Annotated in this window: 14 protein-coding genes; 5 read left to right on the top strand and 9 right to left on the bottom strand. The window is 67.6% G+C overall.

From position 1 onward, the window contains the following. Nucleotides 1–118: 118 nt before the first annotated feature. Genes OCUBac02_RS11540 through tssK form a run of 6 tightly spaced genes read right to left on the bottom strand, consistent with a single transcriptional unit; the run spans nt 119 to nt 10,227 of the window. Nucleotides 119–2,263 (bottom strand): serine/threonine-protein kinase, encoded by a 2,145-nt coding sequence (locus tag OCUBac02_RS11540; RefSeq protein WP_173045754.1) that lies wholly within the window; start codon nt 2,261–2,263, stop codon nt 119–121. Then, nucleotides 2,260–3,084 carry a PP2C family protein-serine/threonine phosphatase gene (locus tag OCUBac02_RS11545; RefSeq protein ID WP_173045756.1) on the bottom strand — a complete coding sequence of 275 codons (825 nt, stop codon included), beginning with the start codon at nt 3,082–3,084 and terminating at the stop codon, nt 2,260–2,262. The genes OCUBac02_RS11540 and OCUBac02_RS11545 overlap by 4 nt, the downstream gene beginning before the upstream one ends. 10 nt (nt 3,085–3,094) lie before the next feature. Further along, nucleotides 3,095–3,802 (bottom strand): type VI secretion system-associated protein TagF, encoded by a 708-nt coding sequence (gene tagF, locus OCUBac02_RS11550; RefSeq protein WP_173045758.1) that lies wholly within the window; start codon nt 3,800–3,802, stop codon nt 3,095–3,097. Nucleotides 3,803–3,805: 3 nt separating this feature from the next. Continuing rightward, nucleotides 3,806–7,432 (bottom strand): type VI secretion system membrane subunit TssM, encoded by a 3,627-nt coding sequence (gene tssM, locus OCUBac02_RS11555; RefSeq protein WP_173045760.1) that lies wholly within the window; start codon nt 7,430–7,432, stop codon nt 3,806–3,808. Between the two features lie 12 nt (nt 7,433–7,444). Beyond that, nucleotides 7,445–8,893, bottom strand: a complete 1,449-nt coding sequence (tssL, locus tag OCUBac02_RS11560; RefSeq protein ID WP_173045762.1) for a type VI secretion system protein TssL, long form — start codon at nt 8,891–8,893, stop codon at nt 7,445–7,447. Next, the gene (gene tssK, locus OCUBac02_RS11565; protein WP_173045764.1) at nt 8,890–10,227 is read right to left on the bottom strand and encodes a type VI secretion system baseplate subunit TssK; all 1,338 of its coding nucleotides are present in this window, start codon (nt 10,225–10,227) and stop codon (nt 8,890–8,892) included. Before tssK ends, tssL begins: the two co-directional genes overlap by 4 nt. Before the next feature lie 232 nt (nt 10,228–10,459). Between tssK and OCUBac02_RS11570 the strand changes: the two genes are divergently transcribed. The 3 genes from OCUBac02_RS11570 to OCUBac02_RS11580 all read left to right on the top strand — a co-directional run bounded on the left by OCUBac02_RS11570 (nt 10,460) and on the right by OCUBac02_RS11580 (nt 12,222). Beyond that, complete coding sequence (locus OCUBac02_RS11570) at nt 10,460–10,960, top strand: PAAR domain-containing protein (protein ID WP_173045766.1); 501 nt, start codon at nt 10,460–10,462, stop codon at nt 10,958–10,960. Nucleotides 10,961–11,027: 67 nt separating this feature from the next. Next, nucleotides 11,028–11,810 (top strand): hypothetical protein, encoded by a 783-nt coding sequence (locus tag OCUBac02_RS11575; RefSeq protein WP_173045768.1) that lies wholly within the window; start codon nt 11,028–11,030, stop codon nt 11,808–11,810. A gap of 58 nt (nt 11,811–11,868) precedes the next feature. After that, nucleotides 11,869–12,222 (top strand): RidA family protein, encoded by a 354-nt coding sequence (locus OCUBac02_RS11580; RefSeq protein ID WP_047581906.1) that lies wholly within the window; start codon nt 11,869–11,871, stop codon nt 12,220–12,222. A 204-nt stretch (nt 12,223–12,426) separates the two neighbouring features. Here the strand turns inward: OCUBac02_RS11580 and tagH are convergent, their stop codons facing one another. From tagH to OCUBac02_RS11595, 3 genes are read right to left on the bottom strand one after another with little or no spacing between them, the layout of a single operon-like run. Further along, a complete protein-coding gene (gene tagH / locus OCUBac02_RS11585; RefSeq protein ID WP_173045770.1) occupies nt 12,427–13,815 on the bottom strand; it encodes a type VI secretion system-associated FHA domain protein TagH in 1,389 nt (462 codons plus the stop codon). A gap of 33 nt (nt 13,816–13,848) precedes the next feature. Continuing rightward, nucleotides 13,849–14,397, bottom strand: a complete 549-nt coding sequence (locus OCUBac02_RS11590; protein WP_173045772.1) for a DUF6931 family protein — start codon at nt 14,395–14,397, stop codon at nt 13,849–13,851. Nucleotides 14,398–14,435: 38 nt separating this feature from the next. Beyond that, nucleotides 14,436–16,295 (bottom strand): type VI secretion system Vgr family protein, encoded by a 1,860-nt coding sequence (locus tag OCUBac02_RS11595; RefSeq protein WP_173045774.1) that lies wholly within the window; start codon nt 16,293–16,295, stop codon nt 14,436–14,438. A gap of 118 nt (nt 16,296–16,413) precedes the next feature. Between OCUBac02_RS11595 and OCUBac02_RS11600 the strand changes: the two genes are divergently transcribed. Together OCUBac02_RS11600 and OCUBac02_RS11605 are read left to right on the top strand one after the other, a co-directional pair. Beyond that, complete coding sequence (locus OCUBac02_RS11600) at nt 16,414–16,971, top strand: OmpA family protein (RefSeq protein WP_047582535.1); 558 nt, start codon at nt 16,414–16,416, stop codon at nt 16,969–16,971. Nucleotides 16,972–17,143: 172 nt separating this feature from the next. After that, nucleotides 17,144–18,613: a type VI secretion system protein TssA gene (locus tag OCUBac02_RS11605; RefSeq protein ID WP_173045776.1), complete on the top strand. Its 1,470-nt coding sequence runs from the start codon at nt 17,144–17,146 to the stop codon at nt 18,611–18,613. The last annotated feature ends 21 nt before the right edge of the window (nt 18,614–18,634 follow it).

Here is an 18,634-nt window from a genome sequence, read left to right on the forward strand (position 1 = left end):
GGCGTGCACGCTCACGGTGTGGCCGGGTTCAGGCCAACGTTTCCGCTGCCGAACACCTCACCCCTACCCCTCTCCTTGCAGGAGAGGGGATCCCGCGGGTGTCCGCTCCGTCATCGCCTCACTCGATCCGGAAATACTTGATCCCCAGCCCGAGCTTGCCGCTCTGGCGGGCGAGGTCGAGCTTGAGATTGGCGAAGAACTCGCTCGCGGGCGAGGGATTGGGGCCGGAGAGCGCCGGCAGGGCTTCCTTGGTCACCAGCGCGAGCACGGTCTGCGGACGCGCTGCGCCGCCGGTCGATTCGAGCTTGAGGTTGAAGGTCACCTTGCCGCCCTCGCGCTTCATGAAGCTCGCGAGGTTGTAGACGAGGCCGTCGTCACCGATCAGCACGACATCGAGATTCTGGCCGCCGCCGGCCTCGACCGAGCCGTTGAGGATCTCGCCGCTCTTCATGTTGAAGGCGCCGATCTGGATTTTCGGGCTGCGATTGATGCCGATGCCGGGCCGGCGCAGGAAATCGACCATCGGACATTGCGCATCGGTCATCGGCCGCAGATGGATCTGGGCCTCGAAGCCCTGCGCCGCCTTGAAGGCGCTGTCGAAGGCGACGAAGGGCGCGGACGAACTGCCGAAACCTTCCAGCGTCGCCTTGCGGTCGCCGACCTCGAGCGGCCAGAGGAAGAAGCATGACCCGCCGTCATAGTCGCGGACATAGCGTTCGATCCGCTCGGCCGGCGTTCTTGGCTCCGGTTCCGGGACGATGGCGGCGGCCTGCTGCTGCGACGGAGGCGAAACGCTCGGGCTGACCGGAGGCGTCGGGATGACGACGGCGACAGGCGGCGATTCGGGGGGCTTCACCTCGATGACCGGAGGCGGCTTGGCGGGCTCGGGCGCAGGAGGGCGCACCGGCGCCTGCGGTGGTGGCTCGACATTGACGGCGACCTGCGACCCGGATGCGGGCCGTTGCGGCTGCGGTGTTGGTGGCCGCGGCGTCTGGGGCTGCGCGACCGGGGGCTGTGCTGCCGGAGGCGGCGCAGGCGGATTCTGGGGAGCGGAGGGCTTTTCAGCGACCGGAGGCGGCGTTGCGGCGGCAGCCGGCTGTGCCGGAGCTTCCGTGAGCGCGGGCGGGGCGCTCGTGGCCGGGGGCTGCGCCGCGGGCGCTTCGGTCAGAGCCGGCGGCGCGTTCGTCGCGATGGGCGTACCGGCCGCGGGCTGCTCCGAGAGCGGCGGCGGATCGTTGGCCGCCACCCGCGCCGGCTGCCCTTCGTCCAAGGTCGTCCAGGCGTAATAGCCCCCGCCCGCCAGCAGCGCGAGCAAGGCGATGCCGGCGACGAGCGGCAGCGGCGAGCGCCCCGGTTTTTCCGCCATGGCCTTGCCGCCCTGCGCCCCGGTGGGAACTCTCCCGCCCGGCGCCGACGCCTGCCAGCCCGCAACCTCGGCCATGTCGGCCGGGCGATCGTTCGGGTCCGGCGCGAGCATGCGCGCGAGCAGAGGGCGGATGCGCGCATCGACGCCCGAGAGATCGGGCAGGCGGCGGCGCTTGTCGATGATGTCGACCTGGGAGCCGCCCATGTCGATGGCGCGGCCGGTCAGGGCCTGGGCCAGCACCAGCGCGAAGGAATACATGTCCGAGCGGCCGGAGACCTCGCCGCCATAGAGGCCGAGCTGCTCGGGCGAGACGTAGTTGTACTTTCCCGCGAAGCCGGAGCCGATGACCGTGCCCTCGCCGAGGATGCTGGAGCGGGCGATGCCGAAATCGATGATCTTGGCCCGGGAAGGGTCGCCGCCCGGCAGGATGATGTTGTCCGGTGAGATGTCGCGATGGATGATGCCGAGCCGGTGGGCGGCATGCAGGCCAGGCCCGACGCGCTGGCGCAGGATATCGGCTTCCTCGACGCTGAGCGGCCCCTGCTTGATGCGCTCCGAGAGCGGCTGGCCGTCGACGAACTCCATCGCGAGATACGGCCATTCGGTCACCGGATCGATGGCGAAGACGTAGTAGCGGACGATGGCCTCGTTATAGAGGTTGTGCAGCGCCGCCGCTTCGCGCCGGAACAGGGCGAGCACCGCTTCGTCGCGGGCGAGGTCGGGGCGGATCATCTTGATCGCCACGGTATCGCCAGTCTGGATGGCGCGGCCCTTGTAGACCTCGCCCATGCCGCCGACCGCGATCAGGCTCTCGATCTCGTAGATGCCGTTGAGCTTCGTGCCGATGCGGGCATTGGCGCGGGGCGCGAAGACGGTGCGTTCGGAGTCGTCGCTCATGACGTTGTGCTCCCTGGCGTGGGGCTCCCCGGCGTCGCAACTCCGCGCATGGACCGGTTCGGCATCCAGCGTGTCCTTTCGTTGGCCCCCTGTCGATAGCGTACGATGACGACGGTGACGTTGTCGCGCGCGCCGCGCTCCAGCGTCAGCGCCAGCAGGGCGTCGCAGGCATCCTGCGCGCTCCCCGCTTCGACGGCGGAGAGGATTTCGGTATCAGTGACATGCTCGGTCAGCCCGTCCGAGCAGAGCAGGAAGGCGTCGCCATCGGCGATCTCGCCGTTCTCCAGATCGAGCTCTGGGGTCTCGTGCACGCCGATCGCGTGGGTGATGATGTGCCGGCGCGGCGAGCGCCTGGCCTCCTCGGCGGTAAGAAGCCCGCGATCGACCATGTCCTGGACCTCGGTATGGTCGCGCGAGACCTGCGCGATGATGCCGCCGCGGATCAGGTAGATGCGGCTGTCGCCGGACCAGAGGCAGGCGAAATGGCGCTGGTGGATCAGCAGGCAGACCAGTGTCGCGCCCATGGTCGCGCCGCGCCGGCCGATCTCGGCGCGCAGGTCGTCATTGGCCTTGAGCACGCCGGCTTCGAGCATGGCGAGCAGGTCCGGCGCCGAGCCTGCGGCGCCGACCGTCTCCAGCGCCGCGACCACGGTCGCGCTGGCGAGCGCGCCGTTCTCGTGCCCACCCATGCCGTCGGCGACCGCCCAGAGCCCGATCTCCGGCCGCAGGATGAAATTATCCTCGTTGGCCTTGCGGACCTTGCCGGTATGGCTGATGCAGCCGGTTTCGAAATCCGGGCTCTGGCGCGGGGCGTCGTTCATGGCATCGCCCTCATGATCCGGCGCGCTCGGGCGCGAGATGGCCGTCGAAGCGGCCGGTGAGCAGGCCGGCGAAGAGATAGGGATCGGGCAGGGCGTGGCCGGTCAGGGCCAGCGGCTCGAAATTCGGGCCGCCGACCGTCCAAAAATAGCACGCGTGGGCATAGGCGCGGGCGTGGTCCTCGACGCGCAGGGCGGCCAGCCGCTCGGGGAAGCCGGAACTGATCGCGGCGCTGACGATGGTGCCGTCTGCGAGGCGGACCATGTCCTCCGGTGGGGCTGCGAGGTGATGGTCGTTGGGGATGGGCAGGATGGCGAGGCGCTGCGCCACGGCCTCGTAGCTCGCCTGGGGCTCCAGCGCCTGCAGCAGGAAATCCTCGATCGCCTCGAACCACTTGCCCTGCGGATCGAGTTCGGGCGGCGGGATCGCGGCGCCCGGGCTGCCTGCAGCGAAGACCGTCAGCGGAAAATAGCGGCCGACGCCGTCGACGGAGGGCATGAAGGCCCCTGCCACCGTCTGGCCGCCATGGGCATCGCCCAGCCAGAAGCGCCAGATCGGGGCGTTGAGATAGGCCTCCTGCCAGCGGTTGCCGAGTTCGAGCCGGCTCGCGGTCAGGCCGCCCTGCAGCCATTTCTCGTAGACGGTCAGGAAGCCGGAGGGAGCATTCAGCGCGATGAAGTCGCGCTTGGCCGGGAGCTTGCCGAAGAGGCCGCAGCTCAAGGCTCAAATCCCGGTGGGGCAGCGGATTTCCCGCAGCGCCGGCAGGATCAGGGGATTCTTGAGCGAGCCGACGCCGAAGGAGTAGCCGACCTGCCGACCGCCGACATTCAGGTTGAAGCCGACATTGTCGCCCTGCTTCAGCACCGAGCCGGCATCGAGCAGGCGGAAGAAGGACCATGTGCCGTCCTTCTCGAACAGCTTGGCCTCGCCTTGCGGCGCCTGCTGGCCGGAGGAGAAGAAGCCGCCGCTGAACATGCCGCCGGAATTGTTGCTGCCACCGCCCAGCGTCAGCGTCACCGCCGTCTTGCCGATGCCGCCGCCCGGCCACATCACCGGGGTCGGGGTGTTCACGCCCTGCTGGCTCGTCACGGTGAAGCCGTTGATCTCCAGCTTGGCATTGGCGGCATCGGCCGAGAGCGCGGTCGGTGTCACCACCATCTGGAAGGAGGGCAGATTGCCGCCGGTCGGGAAGAAGGCGTCCTTGATCTCGCTGGCGCGCTGGAACTCCCGCAAGGTCGTCGGCGAGAGGGCGCGCGCCACGCGGCTGTCGACGCGCCAGCTCCATTGCGGCTTCGAGGTGTCGACGAAGGGCTCCAGCCGCTCCTTGTAGAACTTGTCCATGATCTGGCCGGGCGCGAAGAGCCGGGCGAAATCAGCGAGCGGCACATCGCGCGTGCTCGCCTTGGTGAACGGGTAGCGATTGTTCATCACCTCGGTGCAGACGCGGGTGACCTGCTCGGCCAGAGCCTGCCTGAGCAAGGCGACGGTCGCGCCGGTGGCATCGCCCTCGAAATCGTTGACCGCCTGGATCACCATGCCGTCGAAGGGCGGGGGATAGCGCGAGGAATTGGCGCGCAAGGTCGCGATCAGCGGCACGAGCGCGGCATTGGCGGCCGCCGATTGAGCCGGATTGGTCGCGGCGGTGGCGAGGTTCTGGTTGATCTCCGAGAAGGTCTGGAGGAGCTGGTCCACCGGCCGGCGGCCGAGATCGCCGTCGACCAGGACGTGGAAGGGCTTGAACTGGCTATCGATGTCGGCGCCGAGCGCGGTATCGGCCCCACCGCCCGCCAGCACGCGGTCGACGCCGGGAGCCGCCAGCGGCAGGTTTGCGCCGAGACGGCTCAAGGCGTTACTCGCGCGCTGAGCCAGCGTATCGGCGGCCGCCTGCGCCGCAGCCTGGGCGACGGCCTTCCTGGCGTTGGGCCGCTCCTTGGTGAGCTGCGTCTCGTCGCGGAGCGCTTCGAGCACCTGCTTGAACGGCGAGGTCGCGGCGCTGATGGCGCTGAGCGCGACATAGCGCGGCTTGTCGGCATTGAGCGGCCGCAGCTTGAGACGCTTCAGCATGCGCTGCCAGTTCGCGACATAGTCGCGGCTGTAGAGCTTCATCAGGTCCGGGAAGAGCGTGGCGTATTGGGCCGTGATCGCCTGCTGGTCGAGATTCTCGCCGAGCACCCAGCGCTCACGCTCGATCTGGTCGCCGATATCGCCGAGCTTTGCGATGAAGGCGTTCTGGAAGCCGTCGTAGGTATAGAAATAGGGCACGCGGATCTGGTCGAGATCCTCGCCGGTGACGCCTTCGAAGACGAGGCGGACATCGGAGCCGCCGCGCTGCGACACGACCCAGTCCTTCTGACTCTCGCTGCGGGACTGCGTGCGCAGGAGTTCATAGGCGCGCTCGGCGATGCTGAGGCGGCGCAATGTGCGCTGGCTCTGCTCGATCAGCGACTGGTTGAGCTTGACGATCGGCTCGTCCGTGCCCTCGTCGAGATCGAGGAGGGCGGCGAGATGCTCCTCAAGCGCCTCGCGGCCCTTGGCATTGGCCGGGCCGGGGAAAAGGTTCTCGGCCCAGTCCAGCCGCATCCAGGAGGTGACGAGCTCGCGGTCCATTTTGGCCTGGCCGCCGACCATCATGTAGACTTTCAGCGCCTCGTAGACGAAGCCGGGATTGTTGGCGTTGGCCTCGAGCTGCTCTTCCAGCCGGAAGATGATGCGCGAGCGCAGCATCCGCTCCAGCGCCTGCTGATAGGTGATCTCCGTTGCGTTCTGGAGGCGGTCGCGCTGGCTGAGGCCGAAGGTGGCAAGCGTCGGCGTCGGCTCGGCCTTGGTCGCATAGCCCGCCGGCATGTTCCGGAGCTTGTGCAGCAGCGGCAGGATGCGGCTGAAATTGCGGTCGGAGATCGTGGTCTCCTGCAGGACCGGCGCGGCGGCGCTGCGATAATCCGAGAGGCCGTAATTGGTCGCCGTGATCAGGTCGCTGTTGCGCGAGAAACTCGTCCACCACAGGCCGAGCGCGCCGAGCGACAGAAGCGCGACCGTGGCGAAGCCGGCGATGCGAAGCGCCGTCGTGCGGCGGGCGGCGCCGAGATCGGTCGAGACCCAGCCGGATTCGCCGATCACGACCTTCTGCACCAGCTCGGTCAGGAAATAGCTCTTGCCCTTGCCGGAGAAAGAGGCCGCGCCGGCATGGTCCGAGCCGAAATTGCGCGAGAGCGCGCCGATCAACTGGTCGATCGGGGTGCCTTCCTGCGTGCCGGAGGTGAAGTAGAAGCCGCGCAGCGTCGCATTGGCGTGATAGCGCGTCGGCTCGAAGACGCGGGTCAGGAAATCGACGATCCCGCGCTTCAGCGTCGCCATCTGGCTCGGGAAACCAAAGATCTGGGCACGCGCGGTCGGGTTGTGCTCGTCCTGGAGCCGGTCGGGCAGGCGTTCGTTCAGGCGCTCGATCAGCGCGTCGTATTCCGGCGGCACGTCGCCGATCATGTTGCGGGTCTTGTCGGCGGTCTGGAAGGTATGGCCCCAGACCATGCGCCGCTGCGGCTCGGTCAACTGGCCGAAGAACTCGTTGAAGCCGGCGATCAGGTCGGCCTTGGTGAAGACGGCATAGACCGGGAAATCGACCTTCAGGCGCTCGTGCAGTTCGAGGAGGCGGGCGCGGATCGCATCGGCATGGGCGGCGATCTCCTCGGGTGAGGAGGTCAGCAGGTCCTCGACGCTGATCGCGACGAGCACGCCGTTGATGGGTTGGCGCGGGCGGTTGGTCTTGAGCAGGTTGAGGAAGGCGAGCCAGCTCGACTTCTCCGCCTTGGTGTCGGTGTCCTGCGTGGTGTAGCGGCCGGCGGTGTCGATCAGCACCGCGTCCTCGGCGAACCACCAGTCGCAATAGCGGGTGCCGCCGGTGCCGGCGACGGCGGCCGGCGTGGCGCCACGCGCCAGCGGGAATTTCAGGCCGGAATTGACCAGCGCCGTGGTCTTGCCGGCGCCGGGCGGGCCGATGATGACATACCAGGGCAGGTCGTAGAGATAGTCGCCGCCCTTGCCGCGGGCGCTCTTCAGCGTCGCCAGCGCATCCTTCATCGCGCTGGAGAGGGCGGCTCCGTCGCCGGTCGTTTCCTCCTTTTCCAGAGCCTCGGTCAGCGCTGCGGCCGCCTTGCGGCGGCGGATGACGATGACGGCGATCCAGACGAATGCGCCCACTACGAGCAACACGGCGACGGGCAGGCGGACCCAGACGGATTCGAACGGGCGGACCTCGCCGAAGGCGACGAAGGGGCCGCCGAACCAGATCAGTGCGGCGAGCGCGAGCGCGCCGATCAGGATGGCCACGATGCGGAGCCAGGTGGCGAGGTTCATAAGATCGCCCTCCTAGCTCTGCCGCTGGATCAGGATTTCGACGCGCCGGTTCTGGGCACGGCCGGCAGCCGTGTTGTTGGGGGCGATCGGCAGGTCGGCGCCTTTGCCTTCGGTGCCGATACGGCCGGGCTTGCTGAGCTTGGCGGCGAGCAGGTCGCCGACCGCCTTGGCGCGCGCCTGCGATAGCACGACATTGGAGGGGAAGCGCGCGGTGCGGATCGGAACGCTGTCGGTATGACCGACGACCTTGACCGCGCCGCCCTCCTGTTCGAGCACGGCGGCGATGCGTTCGATCAGCGGCTGGAACTCGCTTCGCACGGCGGCTTGCCCTCCCTCGAACAGCGCGATGCCGGCCAGTCGCACGATGATGACGTTCGGCGTGACCTGGCAGGTGATCGGCGGCTGCACGGCCGCGCAGACCTTGGGCGGCTGCGGCGGTGGCGGAGGAGGTGGCGGCGGGGCCGAGAAGACCTTGCGCATGATGCCGATCTCGCCTTTGGGATGGACCGAGAGCAGCGCGGTGGAGGCCGCCTCGGCATTGCCGGCGAGCAGGGCGCGGAAGACGAAATAGACGCCGAGCAGGGCGACCGCGGCGATCGCAGCCACCGACCAGACCGGCAGCTTGAAGCCCGCGGCAGCCTGCGCGATGGCCTGCCCGCGCCAGCGCGGCGAGAGTTCGGGGTCCGGCTGCTTCACCCGGCGCAGCGTCTCGAACAGGTTGCGCTGGATCATCTGGAGATTGTTGGCGCCGCCGGCGGACGTCCGGTGAATGCCCTGGAAGCCCAGCGCCAGGCAGGCATGCATCAGCTCCAGCAGGTCGTAATTGACCGAGGGATCGGCCTTGGCCTTGTCGAGCATCTCGAAGAAGCGCACGCCGCCGATGCGCTCGCCGAAGAAGCGCGAGAGCATGCTGTACTGGGTCCAGACATGGCGGTCGTCGCCGGGGATGTTCTGGACGATGTCGTCGGCGCTGGCGGCGATCACGTATTTCGCAGTCTGCGCGGTCTCGGCCGAGACGCCGGCGGCGCGGACCTCATGTTCGAAAGCCTCGATCGTCTCGCCGACCTGGCCGAGGAGCTGGGCGAAGGGTGCATTGGAGAGATTGGCGCGCATCCGTCCGAGCAGGAGCAGGAGCGGGCCGGCAGCGCGCAGCAGCGGGTTGGCGTTCGGCGTCAGGAGCTGGTCGCGGCGCGGCAGGGACTGGCCGCCACCGGCCGGAGGTGGCGGAGCCTGCTGGCGCTGCGGGATCGGCGCCGGTTGCGACATCCATTCGTCGCCGGTGCCGGGCACGCCGGGCGAGGGCACCTGCGGCGGCTGATAGGGCTGGGGTGCCTGCGGCGCGGCCGGTGCGGGGGCAGCGGGCGCGGGCGGCAGGGGCGCGCGGCGCCCGCCGGGGTTCGGCCTGATGATCGTCCGTTCCGAGCGGCCGAACGGATCTGAAGGCGAACCCGGATCGCTCATCGCCTGCCCTCCAGAACGGCCCAGAGCTCAAGCTCGAGATCGGGCCAATCACCGGAAAAATGCATGCCGATCGAACTCGCCGTCGAGAATTCCGGCCAGAGCGGCGAGGTGCGGTCGAGATAGAAGTATACATGATCCGTGAGCGCACGGATCTGCGGCGGCGGCGTCGGCAGGTGGACGAGATTGATGCCCGGCAGATGGGCATGGACGATCTCGTTCATCTTGGTGTTGGGGCCGATCTTGAAGAGCTGGGGGAACTGCGCCTGGATCTCGGTCAGCGGGCGGCGCGCCGCCACTTCCAGCACCAGCGTGGCGTTGCGCACGAGGCTGCGGTCGCGGATCGTCGACATGAAGGCGTTCTGCGCCCGCTCGACGATCTCCAGCCGGATGGCCCGGCGGCCGAGATTGGCCGAGAGGAAATCCTGGATATCGCGCACCACGGGGGCGAAGCAGTTCTCCAGGTCGTCATGGTCGTATGCCGGGTAGTCGCGGGCGCGGCGCTCGGCCGTGGTGAAGGTCGCGAGCTCACCGGCGAGCGCCACGAAGACGGTGAACAGCCGCTCGGGATGGACGAAGCGCGAGCGGCGCAGGTGCTTGAGCACGGGGATGTTGCGGTTCAGGAGCTGGAGCACGAAGTAATCGGCGCTCTGCAGGCCGCCGCCGGCCGTGGGATCGGCAGCGTAACGGGCGAGCTCCTCCAGCTTGTTGTCGATCCAGCCGATGACGCGGTCGAGCCAGCCCTCGATCACCGGATAGGCCGAGCAGACCAGCACGGGCGGAGCGAATTTCTCGTCGAACAGGATGGCGCGATCGCGCACTTCGAGGATGCGCCCGAGCGCCAGACCGACATAGCCGGCCTTCGAGGTCTTTCGCAGCTCCAGCGTCAGGCGCGGATGGGCGACGTCGATCTCTTCCTCCGTCCGCAGCGAGGCGGTCGAATCGATCAGCATCTCGGTCGCCGGGATATAGCGGCTGGCCGAGCCGTCGAGCGTATCCTCGACTTCGCGCGTATTGGCGGCGGCGAGCGGCAGCGAGAGCCAGACGATCTGGCCGGCGGCGTTCTCCGGCACCTCGATCGCTGCCGGCAGCGGGCTGTTATCGGGCAGCGCGAAGGGCGTGCCGTCCGGCATCACGCCGACGGCGCGGCGCAGGCCGATGCGGCTCTGCTGGGCGAGGTCGCGGTCGATCTCCAGCACCGAGAAGCCCCATGGATAGGGCGTGACGTTTCGGACGCGGCTTTCCAGCAGGTTCTCGAGATAGCGGTCGCTCTGCTGGAAGTGGTGCGGCCTGAGAAACAGCCCTTCCGACCAGACGACCTTGCTGTACCACGACATTCCGGTCTCGCTCACTCGACGGCAGGCAGGTGAGGTTATACGGGTCATGCCCAAGCGTCACCAAACGAATGCTAGCGCGTCGCGGATGCGCCGCCATCATTGACTTGAAGGATGCGGCGGGGCGAATTTCACGGCAGTCCTCTCGCATCGGACCGAAAGGCGGGAACCATTTTCCGGCCCGGTGCGACAACAGATCGATCCAGCGACGAATCCGTTCCAGCAGGAGGCCTGCATGCCCAAGGGACCGGCGGCCCGCATCATGGACCCGGTGCTGCACCCGCTGCCGGGCATGCTCCAGCCCGGGCCGGGCAGCATGAACGTGATCATCGGCGGCATGCTGGCCTGGCGCGGCGTGCCGGCCGCCGCCGCCGCCGCGCTCCAGGCCGCCAAGGCGACCTCCGATGCGACGCTTCAGGCGGCACAGGCCGCGACGCTGGCCGCGGCCGGCACGCCCGGCGCCCCCGCGGCCAAGGCGGCGGAGGAGGCGGCCAAGACCGCGGCGCTTTCCGCCATGAGCTCGACGATCACCGGCGCATCGGGCGGGGCCGACATCCATAACTGCCTGACGCTGATGCCGCCGCAGCCGCATGGGCCGGGCGTGGTCATCGACGGTTCGCAGACCGTGCTGATCAACAACCTGCCGGCCTGCCGGGTGGGCGACACGATCCTGGAGGCGCTCGGTCCGCCCAACAAGATCATGATGGGTCTGCCGACCGTCATCATCGGCGGCTGATGACGGATCGATTCAACGCGGCGGCGGAAGCCGTTGAAGCAGAATCGTTTTTTCGCTGCGAGGTGTGATGGGCAAGGGCAGGCGCACTGTTCCGGATCGGGCGGAGGCCAAGCACGAGCGCTTTCGTCACAAGACGGTGCAGCGCCTGTCCTCCGACCAGAAGCGCGCGCTCAATCACGGGCTTGCCCGCAACGGGCGGGTGGCGGAGACGCTCTGCTTCATGGCGCTGATCCGCGATCCGGCCCGACGCAAGAGGCCGATCCTGCCTGTGCCGAACGTGAGCTGCACGGCGGCGGTGCGCCAGTTCTTCCGGGCCGACGACGGCGAACAGGCGGCGCATCTGCTGCCCGGCCAGATCTCGATCGACGGCGCCTTTCCCTGGCTGTTCCTGGCTGGGCCGGCGGCGCGGCAGCTCGAGAACCTCTTCGCCTATGTCGAGCCGCTGCGGGCCGATTACAACAAAGCCGATTCTGCCGCCGAGGCGAACGGTCTGACCGATGCCTTCGCCGATGCCTGTCGCCGGGTACTGACGACCAGGGGCGAGGCTGTCGCCGATATCGTGGCGGCCTATGAGCAGGTCTGGCTACCGGGCGCGCTCGCGGCTTTCGCAGCGGCCGAGGCGCAGAAGCGCAGCAAGCCGACCCCGCCGCCGATCGAGCGCGGCGTCGGCCCGGAATACGGCATGATCCTGAATTTCGAGGAGCGGATGGCCGCCTTCGAGGACGATTCGATCTGGGCGACCTACGAACAGCTCAGCATCCTCGGCTATTACAAGGTCGCGATGGATGACCCGCCGCGCCAGCTCCAGCCGCGCGCGATCCGCGAGATCCTGGCGCTGCCGGCGGCTTGACCGGGCAGGGCGGGCGGGCCAAGCGGGAGCTCTTTCTCCCGCGACAGGACCCGCACCCATGACCATCGAACGCATCGGACTCGCCGCCCGCTACTGCGACGCCGCCATCTTCAACGGCATCATCTTCCTTGCCGGCCATGTCGCCGAGAAGACCGAGGGCGCTTCGCTGGCGGAGCAGACCGGGGAGGTGCTGGCGCTGCTGGAAGACACGCTGGCGCAGGCCGGCAGCAGCAAGGAGCGCATCCTCAGCGTCCAGATATTCCTCACCGATATCGGCAAGATCGGCGAGATGAACGCGGTCTGGGACAAATGGGTGGCGAAGGGCCATTCTCCGGCCCGCGCGACCGTCGAGGCGAAGCTGGCCTCGCCCGGCTACGCCATCGAGATCACCGCGGTGGCGGCGAAGGGGTGAGCGATATCCCTCGTCATTCCGGGACATTGCAAAGCAATGGGCCCGGAATCCAGAACCGATGAGCTTTGTCGTCGATATTACCGGGTGCCGCCCCTGCGATCAGCGGCATCGGTTCTGGGTTCCGGGCTCAGGCCTTCGGCCTGCCCCGGAATGACGGTGTTCCCGAGACACCGGGTCAAGCCCGAGCATGACGGCGGAGGCGTGTCACTTCCCGCCGCGATCGTAGCACTCGGCGAAGTAGATCATGAAGGCGTCGACGAGGCCGTTCTCGTAAGGAGCGGTCTTTGCGTCCCAGCGCGCGACATAGGCCTCCCACATCCTGGCCTTGCGCGAGCCGATCAGCCCGCCGATGCCGCCATCCTGCGCCGTCGCCTCGTTGATCGCCTGCGGATCGAGGTCCTCGACCAGCATCTTGAGCGCGTGCTGCATGGCCGAATAGGTCTTGATCTGGTGCGCCTTGAGATCGCGGAAGCTCTCGTCGAAGGCGCGCCTGGCGTCGAGATAGCCGCTGCGCGGCTGGCCGAAGATCAGTTGCAGGGCGTCGTCGACCGTAGGCGAGAACTTGAGCGGATTGTTGTCCTGCGCCTGGATCATCGTCTGGCTGGTGCTGCGGGCGATGCGCTTGGTCTCGGCGCGGGCGGCGAGCAGCCCTTTCAGCTCCTCGGCGATGAGCCTCATCAGCCCGCCGAGCTGCTCGGCAAAGGCGCCGGGGTCCTGTGTCGTCAGTGCCTGCGGCGAGACGCCAGCGCCCTTGGCGAAACGCTGCATGAACTCGCCCATCGAGATCGGCGCTGTGCCGCCTGGTAGCGGCGAGGGCTCGGCCGGGAAGGGGGGCGGGGACGGAGGCGGCGTGAAGGACGGCTCGGGTGGCGGTTCGACCGGCGCCGCGGGCGGAAGCGCGGCCTCGGCCGGCTCGTCCCAGGGGCTTGCGCCCGACGGGCTGCTTGCAGGCGGACGGCGCGGTGTCGGGATGGGAATCGCCGGCTCTTCCGGCGGCAGCGGCTGCGGCTGGAGCGGCGCCCAGGCGAATTCGTCGTTCCGCGCGGGCGGCGGCGACCAATCCTGCGCAGGCGGCGGGGCCGGCTCGGTGCTCGGGGCGGGGATATCGGCCGCCCAGTCGATGAAGCCGGCATGGACCGGCCTGGCATGGTTCGGCGGCATCAGGTCGCGGCGCGGGATCGGCGGGGCGGCTTCCTCGCTCGGCGCCCAGAGCGATTCGGGCTGGGCGGCGTAGGGCGGCGGGTCGGCGATCGCGCCCGGGGCCTGCCCGGCCTCGTCGTCGATGGCGACGGCGATGATGTAGTGGCCGATCTCAAGCCGGTCGCCGTCCTGGAGCCGGTAGGGCGACTGGACGCGATGCTCGCCGCCATTGACGAAGGTGCCGTTGGTCGAGATGTCGCGCAGCCACCAGCCGCCGTCGCGGAAGCGGATCTCGCAATGGCGGCCGGAAACGGCGCGCGAAGGGTCGGGAAGCGCCCAGTCGAGATGCTGGTCGCGGCCGATATCGAGACCGCGCCCGCCGCTCGCGGTCACGCTGAGCGGGCCGCCATCGGGCAGCGAGGTCTCGTTCTCGATCGTCAGTGTCAGCGCCATCGCGGATGCCCCGTTCCGGCCCGAGTGGAAGGATCATCGCTTGCCGGCATCGTCTTCTGCCAAACGAATGCATGCTTCGACGCAGGCGCGCAATGCGCCGTCGCGCTCACGGGCCGGTAGCCGGTTGATGGCGTTGAGCACGGCGATGCGGGCCATCTTGGCTGTGAGGTCCGACGGCGTCGGGATGGGATGGCTCTCCGACATGCTGCCGCCGGAATAGCCGGCCGCCCAGGCGACGAAGGTGCCAGGGCGGGCGCTGTCGCCGGCCTGGGCCTGCCGCAGCGCCGCGAAACGGGTCTTGTCGCCGGGCTCGCGCACCCAGGCTTCGGCGGCCGCGAGGCCGGGATCCTGCGTGCCGGGCGGCTCCATCGAGCGGACCGCCTGCAAGGCCCACCAGACCGTCTCGCGCCGGGGCAGAAGGAAGGCGCAGAAGCTCGCTGCCTCCGTCGGCGCAGGGCCCCTGACCAGCCGGCCGAGGAAGGCGAGCGGCGGCTCGTTGGTCGGCGCCATCGTCACGGCCTGGCGGGCCGCGGGATAGGTTTCGAACACTTCACTGGCGGTGCTGAAGCGCAGGCGTGACATGGAGGCTCCGGCCGTTCGCTCGTTATCGATATGCGCGGTCAGTTGATGTTCACCATCGGGGCGTTGACGATGAGGATGCCATCGCTCTTCACCTCCGTCTTGGCCTGGCTATGGATGGTGATGGTCGGCGACTTGATCTCGATGCTGCCGGGCGTCATCCTGATGGTGCTCTCGCCGACCTTGAGGTTGATCTCGGTCAGCGCCTCGACGTCGAGCTTGCCGTTCTGGATGTCGAGCTTGTCGTTGCCCTTCTTCAGCGTCGTCTCGCGCGAATAGCCGCCGTCCTGGTAGCGTTCGCCGATATCGCGGGTTTCGATGTTGTTGACCGTGATCTTGTGGTCCTTCTCGGTCCGGATCTCAAGGACCTCCTGATCCTTGCGGTCCTCGAACTTGATCTCGTTATAGGTGTCGGAGAATCCGGCTCCATCGGTCGATTCCGACTTGAGGCCGGACTGGGTCTTGTTCGCGGGCAATTCGTAGGGCGGCTTGTGCTGGTCGTTGACGACGGCGCCGACGACGAGCGGCAGGTCGGGATTGCCCTCGATATACTCGACGATCACCTCCTGGCCGATGCGGGGGATGACCTGGCCGCCCCAGCCCTTGCCCGCCCACATCTGCGCGACGCGGGTGCGGCAGGAGGTCGAGCCGTCCTCGCGGTCCCAGTGGAAGCGGAGCCAGATGCGGCCGTATTCGTCGACGTCGATATCGCCTTCCTCGCCCTTGTTCTTCTCGCCGACGACCTTGGCGGTGTGCGGTCCGTAGACGGTCGGGCGCGGCGTCACGAGCGGGGCCCGGAAGCGCTTGTCGCTTTTCTGGAGCTCGTAGGAGCCGTGATAGAGCGCCTCGTCGCGGCGCCCCGAGGAGCGATAGCTCTGGATGCCGTAGGCATGGGTCGCGCGGACGACAATATATTCGCCGTTCTCCGCGCCGGTCGGGTGGTCGATCAGCTTCATCAGCGCGCCGGGATAGAGGCTGGCGGCATCGCCGCCGGCATAGCGGCGATCGTCCTGCGCCTGCTCGGCCTGCGCCATCACGCGGGCGAAATGCTCGCCCTGGTCGCGCTTGGTGTAGGCGGCAGGGTAGTCATAGGCCTCGTAGGACTTGGCCTTCGGGAAGCCTTCCTCGGCGCGGGCCGTAAGATCGGATTCCGATTTCTCGAAATCGTAGTCCTTTAGCTCGAACTTGCCGGTGCGCAGGCGGCGGATCGTCGACCAGTGAGTCAGGTGCTCGACGGCGCTGCGCGGGAAGCGGTTGCCCTGGGGCACGAAGGCGTAGCCGGACGCGTCGCCCTGGAAGCTCGGCTCGGCCGCCGCCTGGACCTGGTCATGGGCGGAGCGGGAATCGCAGAGCACCAGCTTGTGGTCGCCGTCGCTGTGCTTGAAATAGTAGTAGATGCCGTATTGCTCCATCAGCCGCAGGACGAAGTCGAGGTCGGTCTCGCGGTACTGGACGCAATAGTCGATCGGCTGCAGCGTCTCGCTGGTGCGATCGTCGAAGCTCGCCGAGCCCTCCTTCTTGAAGATCTCCTTGATGATGTCCAAGGCGGTCTTGTTCTTGAAGATCCGGCAATCGGCCCGCTGCGAGAGCAGCCAGAGCCAGGGCTTGAGCGTGAAGCGATAGACATAGAGATCGTCCTGCTTGCCGAGCCACTGCGCGTCGACCAGCGTGCCGTTCAAAATGCGCTCGCTCTTGTTCTTGAGCGTGAACTTGATCGCGCATTTCTCGCTCATGATGCTTTGCAGGTCGGCGTTTTCAGTCTTGCTGATCGCCTCGATATTATAAGTAAACAACTCGCTCAAAGCTTCGTTGGCTTCGAACTTGATAATTGTAAATTCGTCTTTCCCCTTTGGTGTAGAGAAAGATGCAGTGCTATTGTCTTGCGCAAGAGCGGATGGCATCAACTGAACCTTTCGATCCGTGCTGCTATTTTTATATTGACGTAGAGGATTTCTGGAGTCATCCTTCGATCCCTAAGTCATCAACTGCCAGACGGCGAAACTCAGCGGGAGTGTTCCCATGCGCAAGCAGCCCGGCTTCACTGCCTTTGTCGCCCTGACCGGCGCCTTGGTTCTCACCATCGCGAACGGGGCAGGGGCGCAGACCTACAAGGCGGACGACATCGTCAAGCATTTCGGGCCGGCGGTGGCGCCGAAGCCCGCCATCACGCGCGGTCTCTGCGTCGGCACGGAAGCCGAATGCGCCCGGGCCGGGCAGGTGGTCGAGCCGGCCAAGCCGGTCAGCGCCTTCGATCTCGTCGTGAAGTTCAAATACAATTCCGACGAGCTGGAGCCCGAGGCCAAGCTCAATCTCGACGAGTTCGCCAAGGCGCTGAAGACCCCGCAGCTCTCCAAGCAGACCTTCATGGTCGAGGGGCATACCGATGCCGCCGGCAGCGCTTCCTACAATCTCAACCTGTCGCAGCGCCGGGCCCAGGCCGTCGTCCGCTATCTCGGGGGGCATGGGGTCAATGCCTCCAAGCTGATCGCCAAGGGCTACGGGCAGAGCAAGCTGATCTCGGACGATCCGCTCTCCGGCGACAACCGCCGGGTCGAGACCCGCCTGCGCACCGAGTAAGGCACGACGAGCAACGGTCGCGGCGATCCCGGCCGTTGCCGGGCCGCCGCTCCCGCAAGCGCATTTTCGAGCGAAGTGGATGCCGGTTCGCGTGAAGAGAATGCGATGAAACCAAGATTCGGAGCCTCTCCGCGCTTCGCGGAAGCGCAGAGATGCTCCCGCGGGGAGAGCGATGGCGGGCCTGAATTTCGCCGAACTGACGAAGCCGATCTCGGCTGACGAGCCGTGCGGGCCGGATCTCGAAGACGATCTCGATTTCATGAATGCGATGGCGCGGCTCGAGGTGGCGCTGCCGGCTTCGTATTTCCGCCGCGATGACGACGGGCGGCAGATCGCTTTCGACCGGACGAGCATCGAGTTTCCCGCTGCCTTCACCGAGCTCGGCAAGCTGCTGGAGCGCTCGCGCGACCTCAGGATCCTCGTCCTCGCGGCGAAGCTTACGATCCTCAATCGCGACGTGCGGGGCTTCACCGCCGGTCTCTCAGCCATGGCCGATCTCCTCGGCTCGTACTGGGACGAGATGCATCCCCGCGCGCTGGACGGCGATTTCGTGATGCGCGAGGTCGCCTTGCAGGGGCTCGACGAACTGGCGACGGTGGTGCTGCCGCTGCAGCATGCGCCGCTTTTCACCAGCCGCCGGATCGGGCCGTTCATCTTCCGCAGCCAGCTCGTCGCGAGCGGCGAGACCAGGCTGGTCGAGGGCGAGCAGCATCCCGACACGGGCGCGATCCAGGCCGCTCTGGGCGAGGTCGAGGCCGACGACCTGGTCGCGGTTCTCGGACAGGTCAATGCGGCGCGCGACGCGCTCGCGCGGATGCGATCGATCTGGCTGGACAAGGTCGGCGTCGATCATCCCCTGAGCTTTCCGCGCCTGGCGACGCTGCTGGACCAGATCGCCGCCTTCCTCGATGCCGCGGTCGCCCGGCGCGTCCCGGGCCATCAGGCGACGGGGCCGGAGCCCGCGGCGGCGGCCCCGCAGGGAGCGACAGCAAACTCCGCAACCTTCAATCCCGGCAGCCTTTCCAGCATCCTCCATGTGAAGGATACGTTGGCTGCCTGCCTCGGCTACTTTCGCAGAACCGAGCCTTCGAGCCCGGCCGTCCTGCTGATCGGGCAGGCGCAGCAGCTGATCGGAAAATCGTTGATCGAGGTCATCCAGATCATGTTCCCCGACCAGGTCGACAAGGCGGTCTTCGAGATCGGCGACCAGCGCCGGTTCCGGCTGCCGCTCGAGCGGCTGCCTGCGCCCGACGGCGACGAGACGGAGAGCGAATACGACGCCGGCGGCGATGCGGACGAGAGCTACGACGACAGTGCGGACGAGAGCGACGACGGCTACGGCAGCGATGCCGAGGCCGGCGAGGAGGCTTCCCAGGAGGACGATGGCGAGGAGATGGCCGTCGAGCTGCCCGAGGTCGCCGCTGCCGCGCCGAATCCGGCGCCGCCCGCGATCGTGATCGGCAGCCGCGCGGATGCGGTCGGCGCGATGAAGGCGGTCGCCGCCTTCTATCGCCAGGTCGAACCGTCGCATCCGACGCCGCTTCTGATGGACAAGGCCTGTGCTCTGGCGCAGCATGACTTCATGTCGCTTCTCGGCAACATCCTGCCAGATGTCGTGCCGGTTCCGGAGACCGACAGCTAGGGAAGTTTTTCGTCATCGGCT

The organism is Bosea sp. ANAM02 (assembly GCF_011764485.1).
GTDB lineage: Bacteria > Pseudomonadota > Alphaproteobacteria > Rhizobiales > Beijerinckiaceae > Allobosea.

Excerpts from the sequence above, each read along its gene's own strand:
- OCUBac02_RS11575 (WP_173045768.1), top strand. The coding sequence starts at position 11,028 with ATGGGCAAGGGCAGGCGCACTGTTCCGGATCGGGCGGAGGCCAAGCAC.
- tssM (WP_173045760.1), bottom strand. The coding sequence starts at position 7,432 with ATGAACCTCGCCACCTGGCTCCGCATCGTGGCCATCCTGATCGGCGCG.
- OCUBac02_RS11605 (WP_173045776.1), top strand. The coding sequence starts at position 17,144 with ATGGCGGGCCTGAATTTCGCCGAACTGACGAAGCCGATCTCGGCTGAC.
- OCUBac02_RS11590 (WP_173045772.1), bottom strand. The coding sequence starts at position 14,397 with ATGTCACGCCTGCGCTTCAGCACCGCCAGTGAAGTGTTCGAAACCTAT.
- OCUBac02_RS11545 (WP_173045756.1), bottom strand. The coding sequence starts at position 3,084 with ATGAACGACGCCCCGCGCCAGAGCCCGGATTTCGAAACCGGCTGCATC.
- OCUBac02_RS11540 (WP_173045754.1), bottom strand. The coding sequence starts at position 2,263 with ATGAGCGACGACTCCGAACGCACCGTCTTCGCGCCCCGCGCCAATGCC.
- OCUBac02_RS11600 (WP_047582535.1), top strand. The coding sequence starts at position 16,414 with ATGCGCAAGCAGCCCGGCTTCACTGCCTTTGTCGCCCTGACCGGCGCC.
- OCUBac02_RS11570 (WP_173045766.1), top strand. The coding sequence starts at position 10,460 with ATGCCCAAGGGACCGGCGGCCCGCATCATGGACCCGGTGCTGCACCCG.
- tagH (WP_173045770.1), bottom strand. The coding sequence starts at position 13,815 with ATGGCGCTGACACTGACGATCGAGAACGAGACCTCGCTGCCCGATGGC.
- tssL (WP_173045762.1), bottom strand. The coding sequence starts at position 8,893 with ATGAGCGATCCGGGTTCGCCTTCAGATCCGTTCGGCCGCTCGGAACGG.
- OCUBac02_RS11595 (WP_173045774.1), bottom strand. The coding sequence starts at position 16,295 with ATGCCATCCGCTCTTGCGCAAGACAATAGCACTGCATCTTTCTCTACA.
- tssK (WP_173045764.1), bottom strand. The coding sequence starts at position 10,227 with ATGTCGTGGTACAGCAAGGTCGTCTGGTCGGAAGGGCTGTTTCTCAGG.
- OCUBac02_RS11580 (WP_047581906.1), top strand. The coding sequence starts at position 11,869 with ATGACCATCGAACGCATCGGACTCGCCGCCCGCTACTGCGACGCCGCC.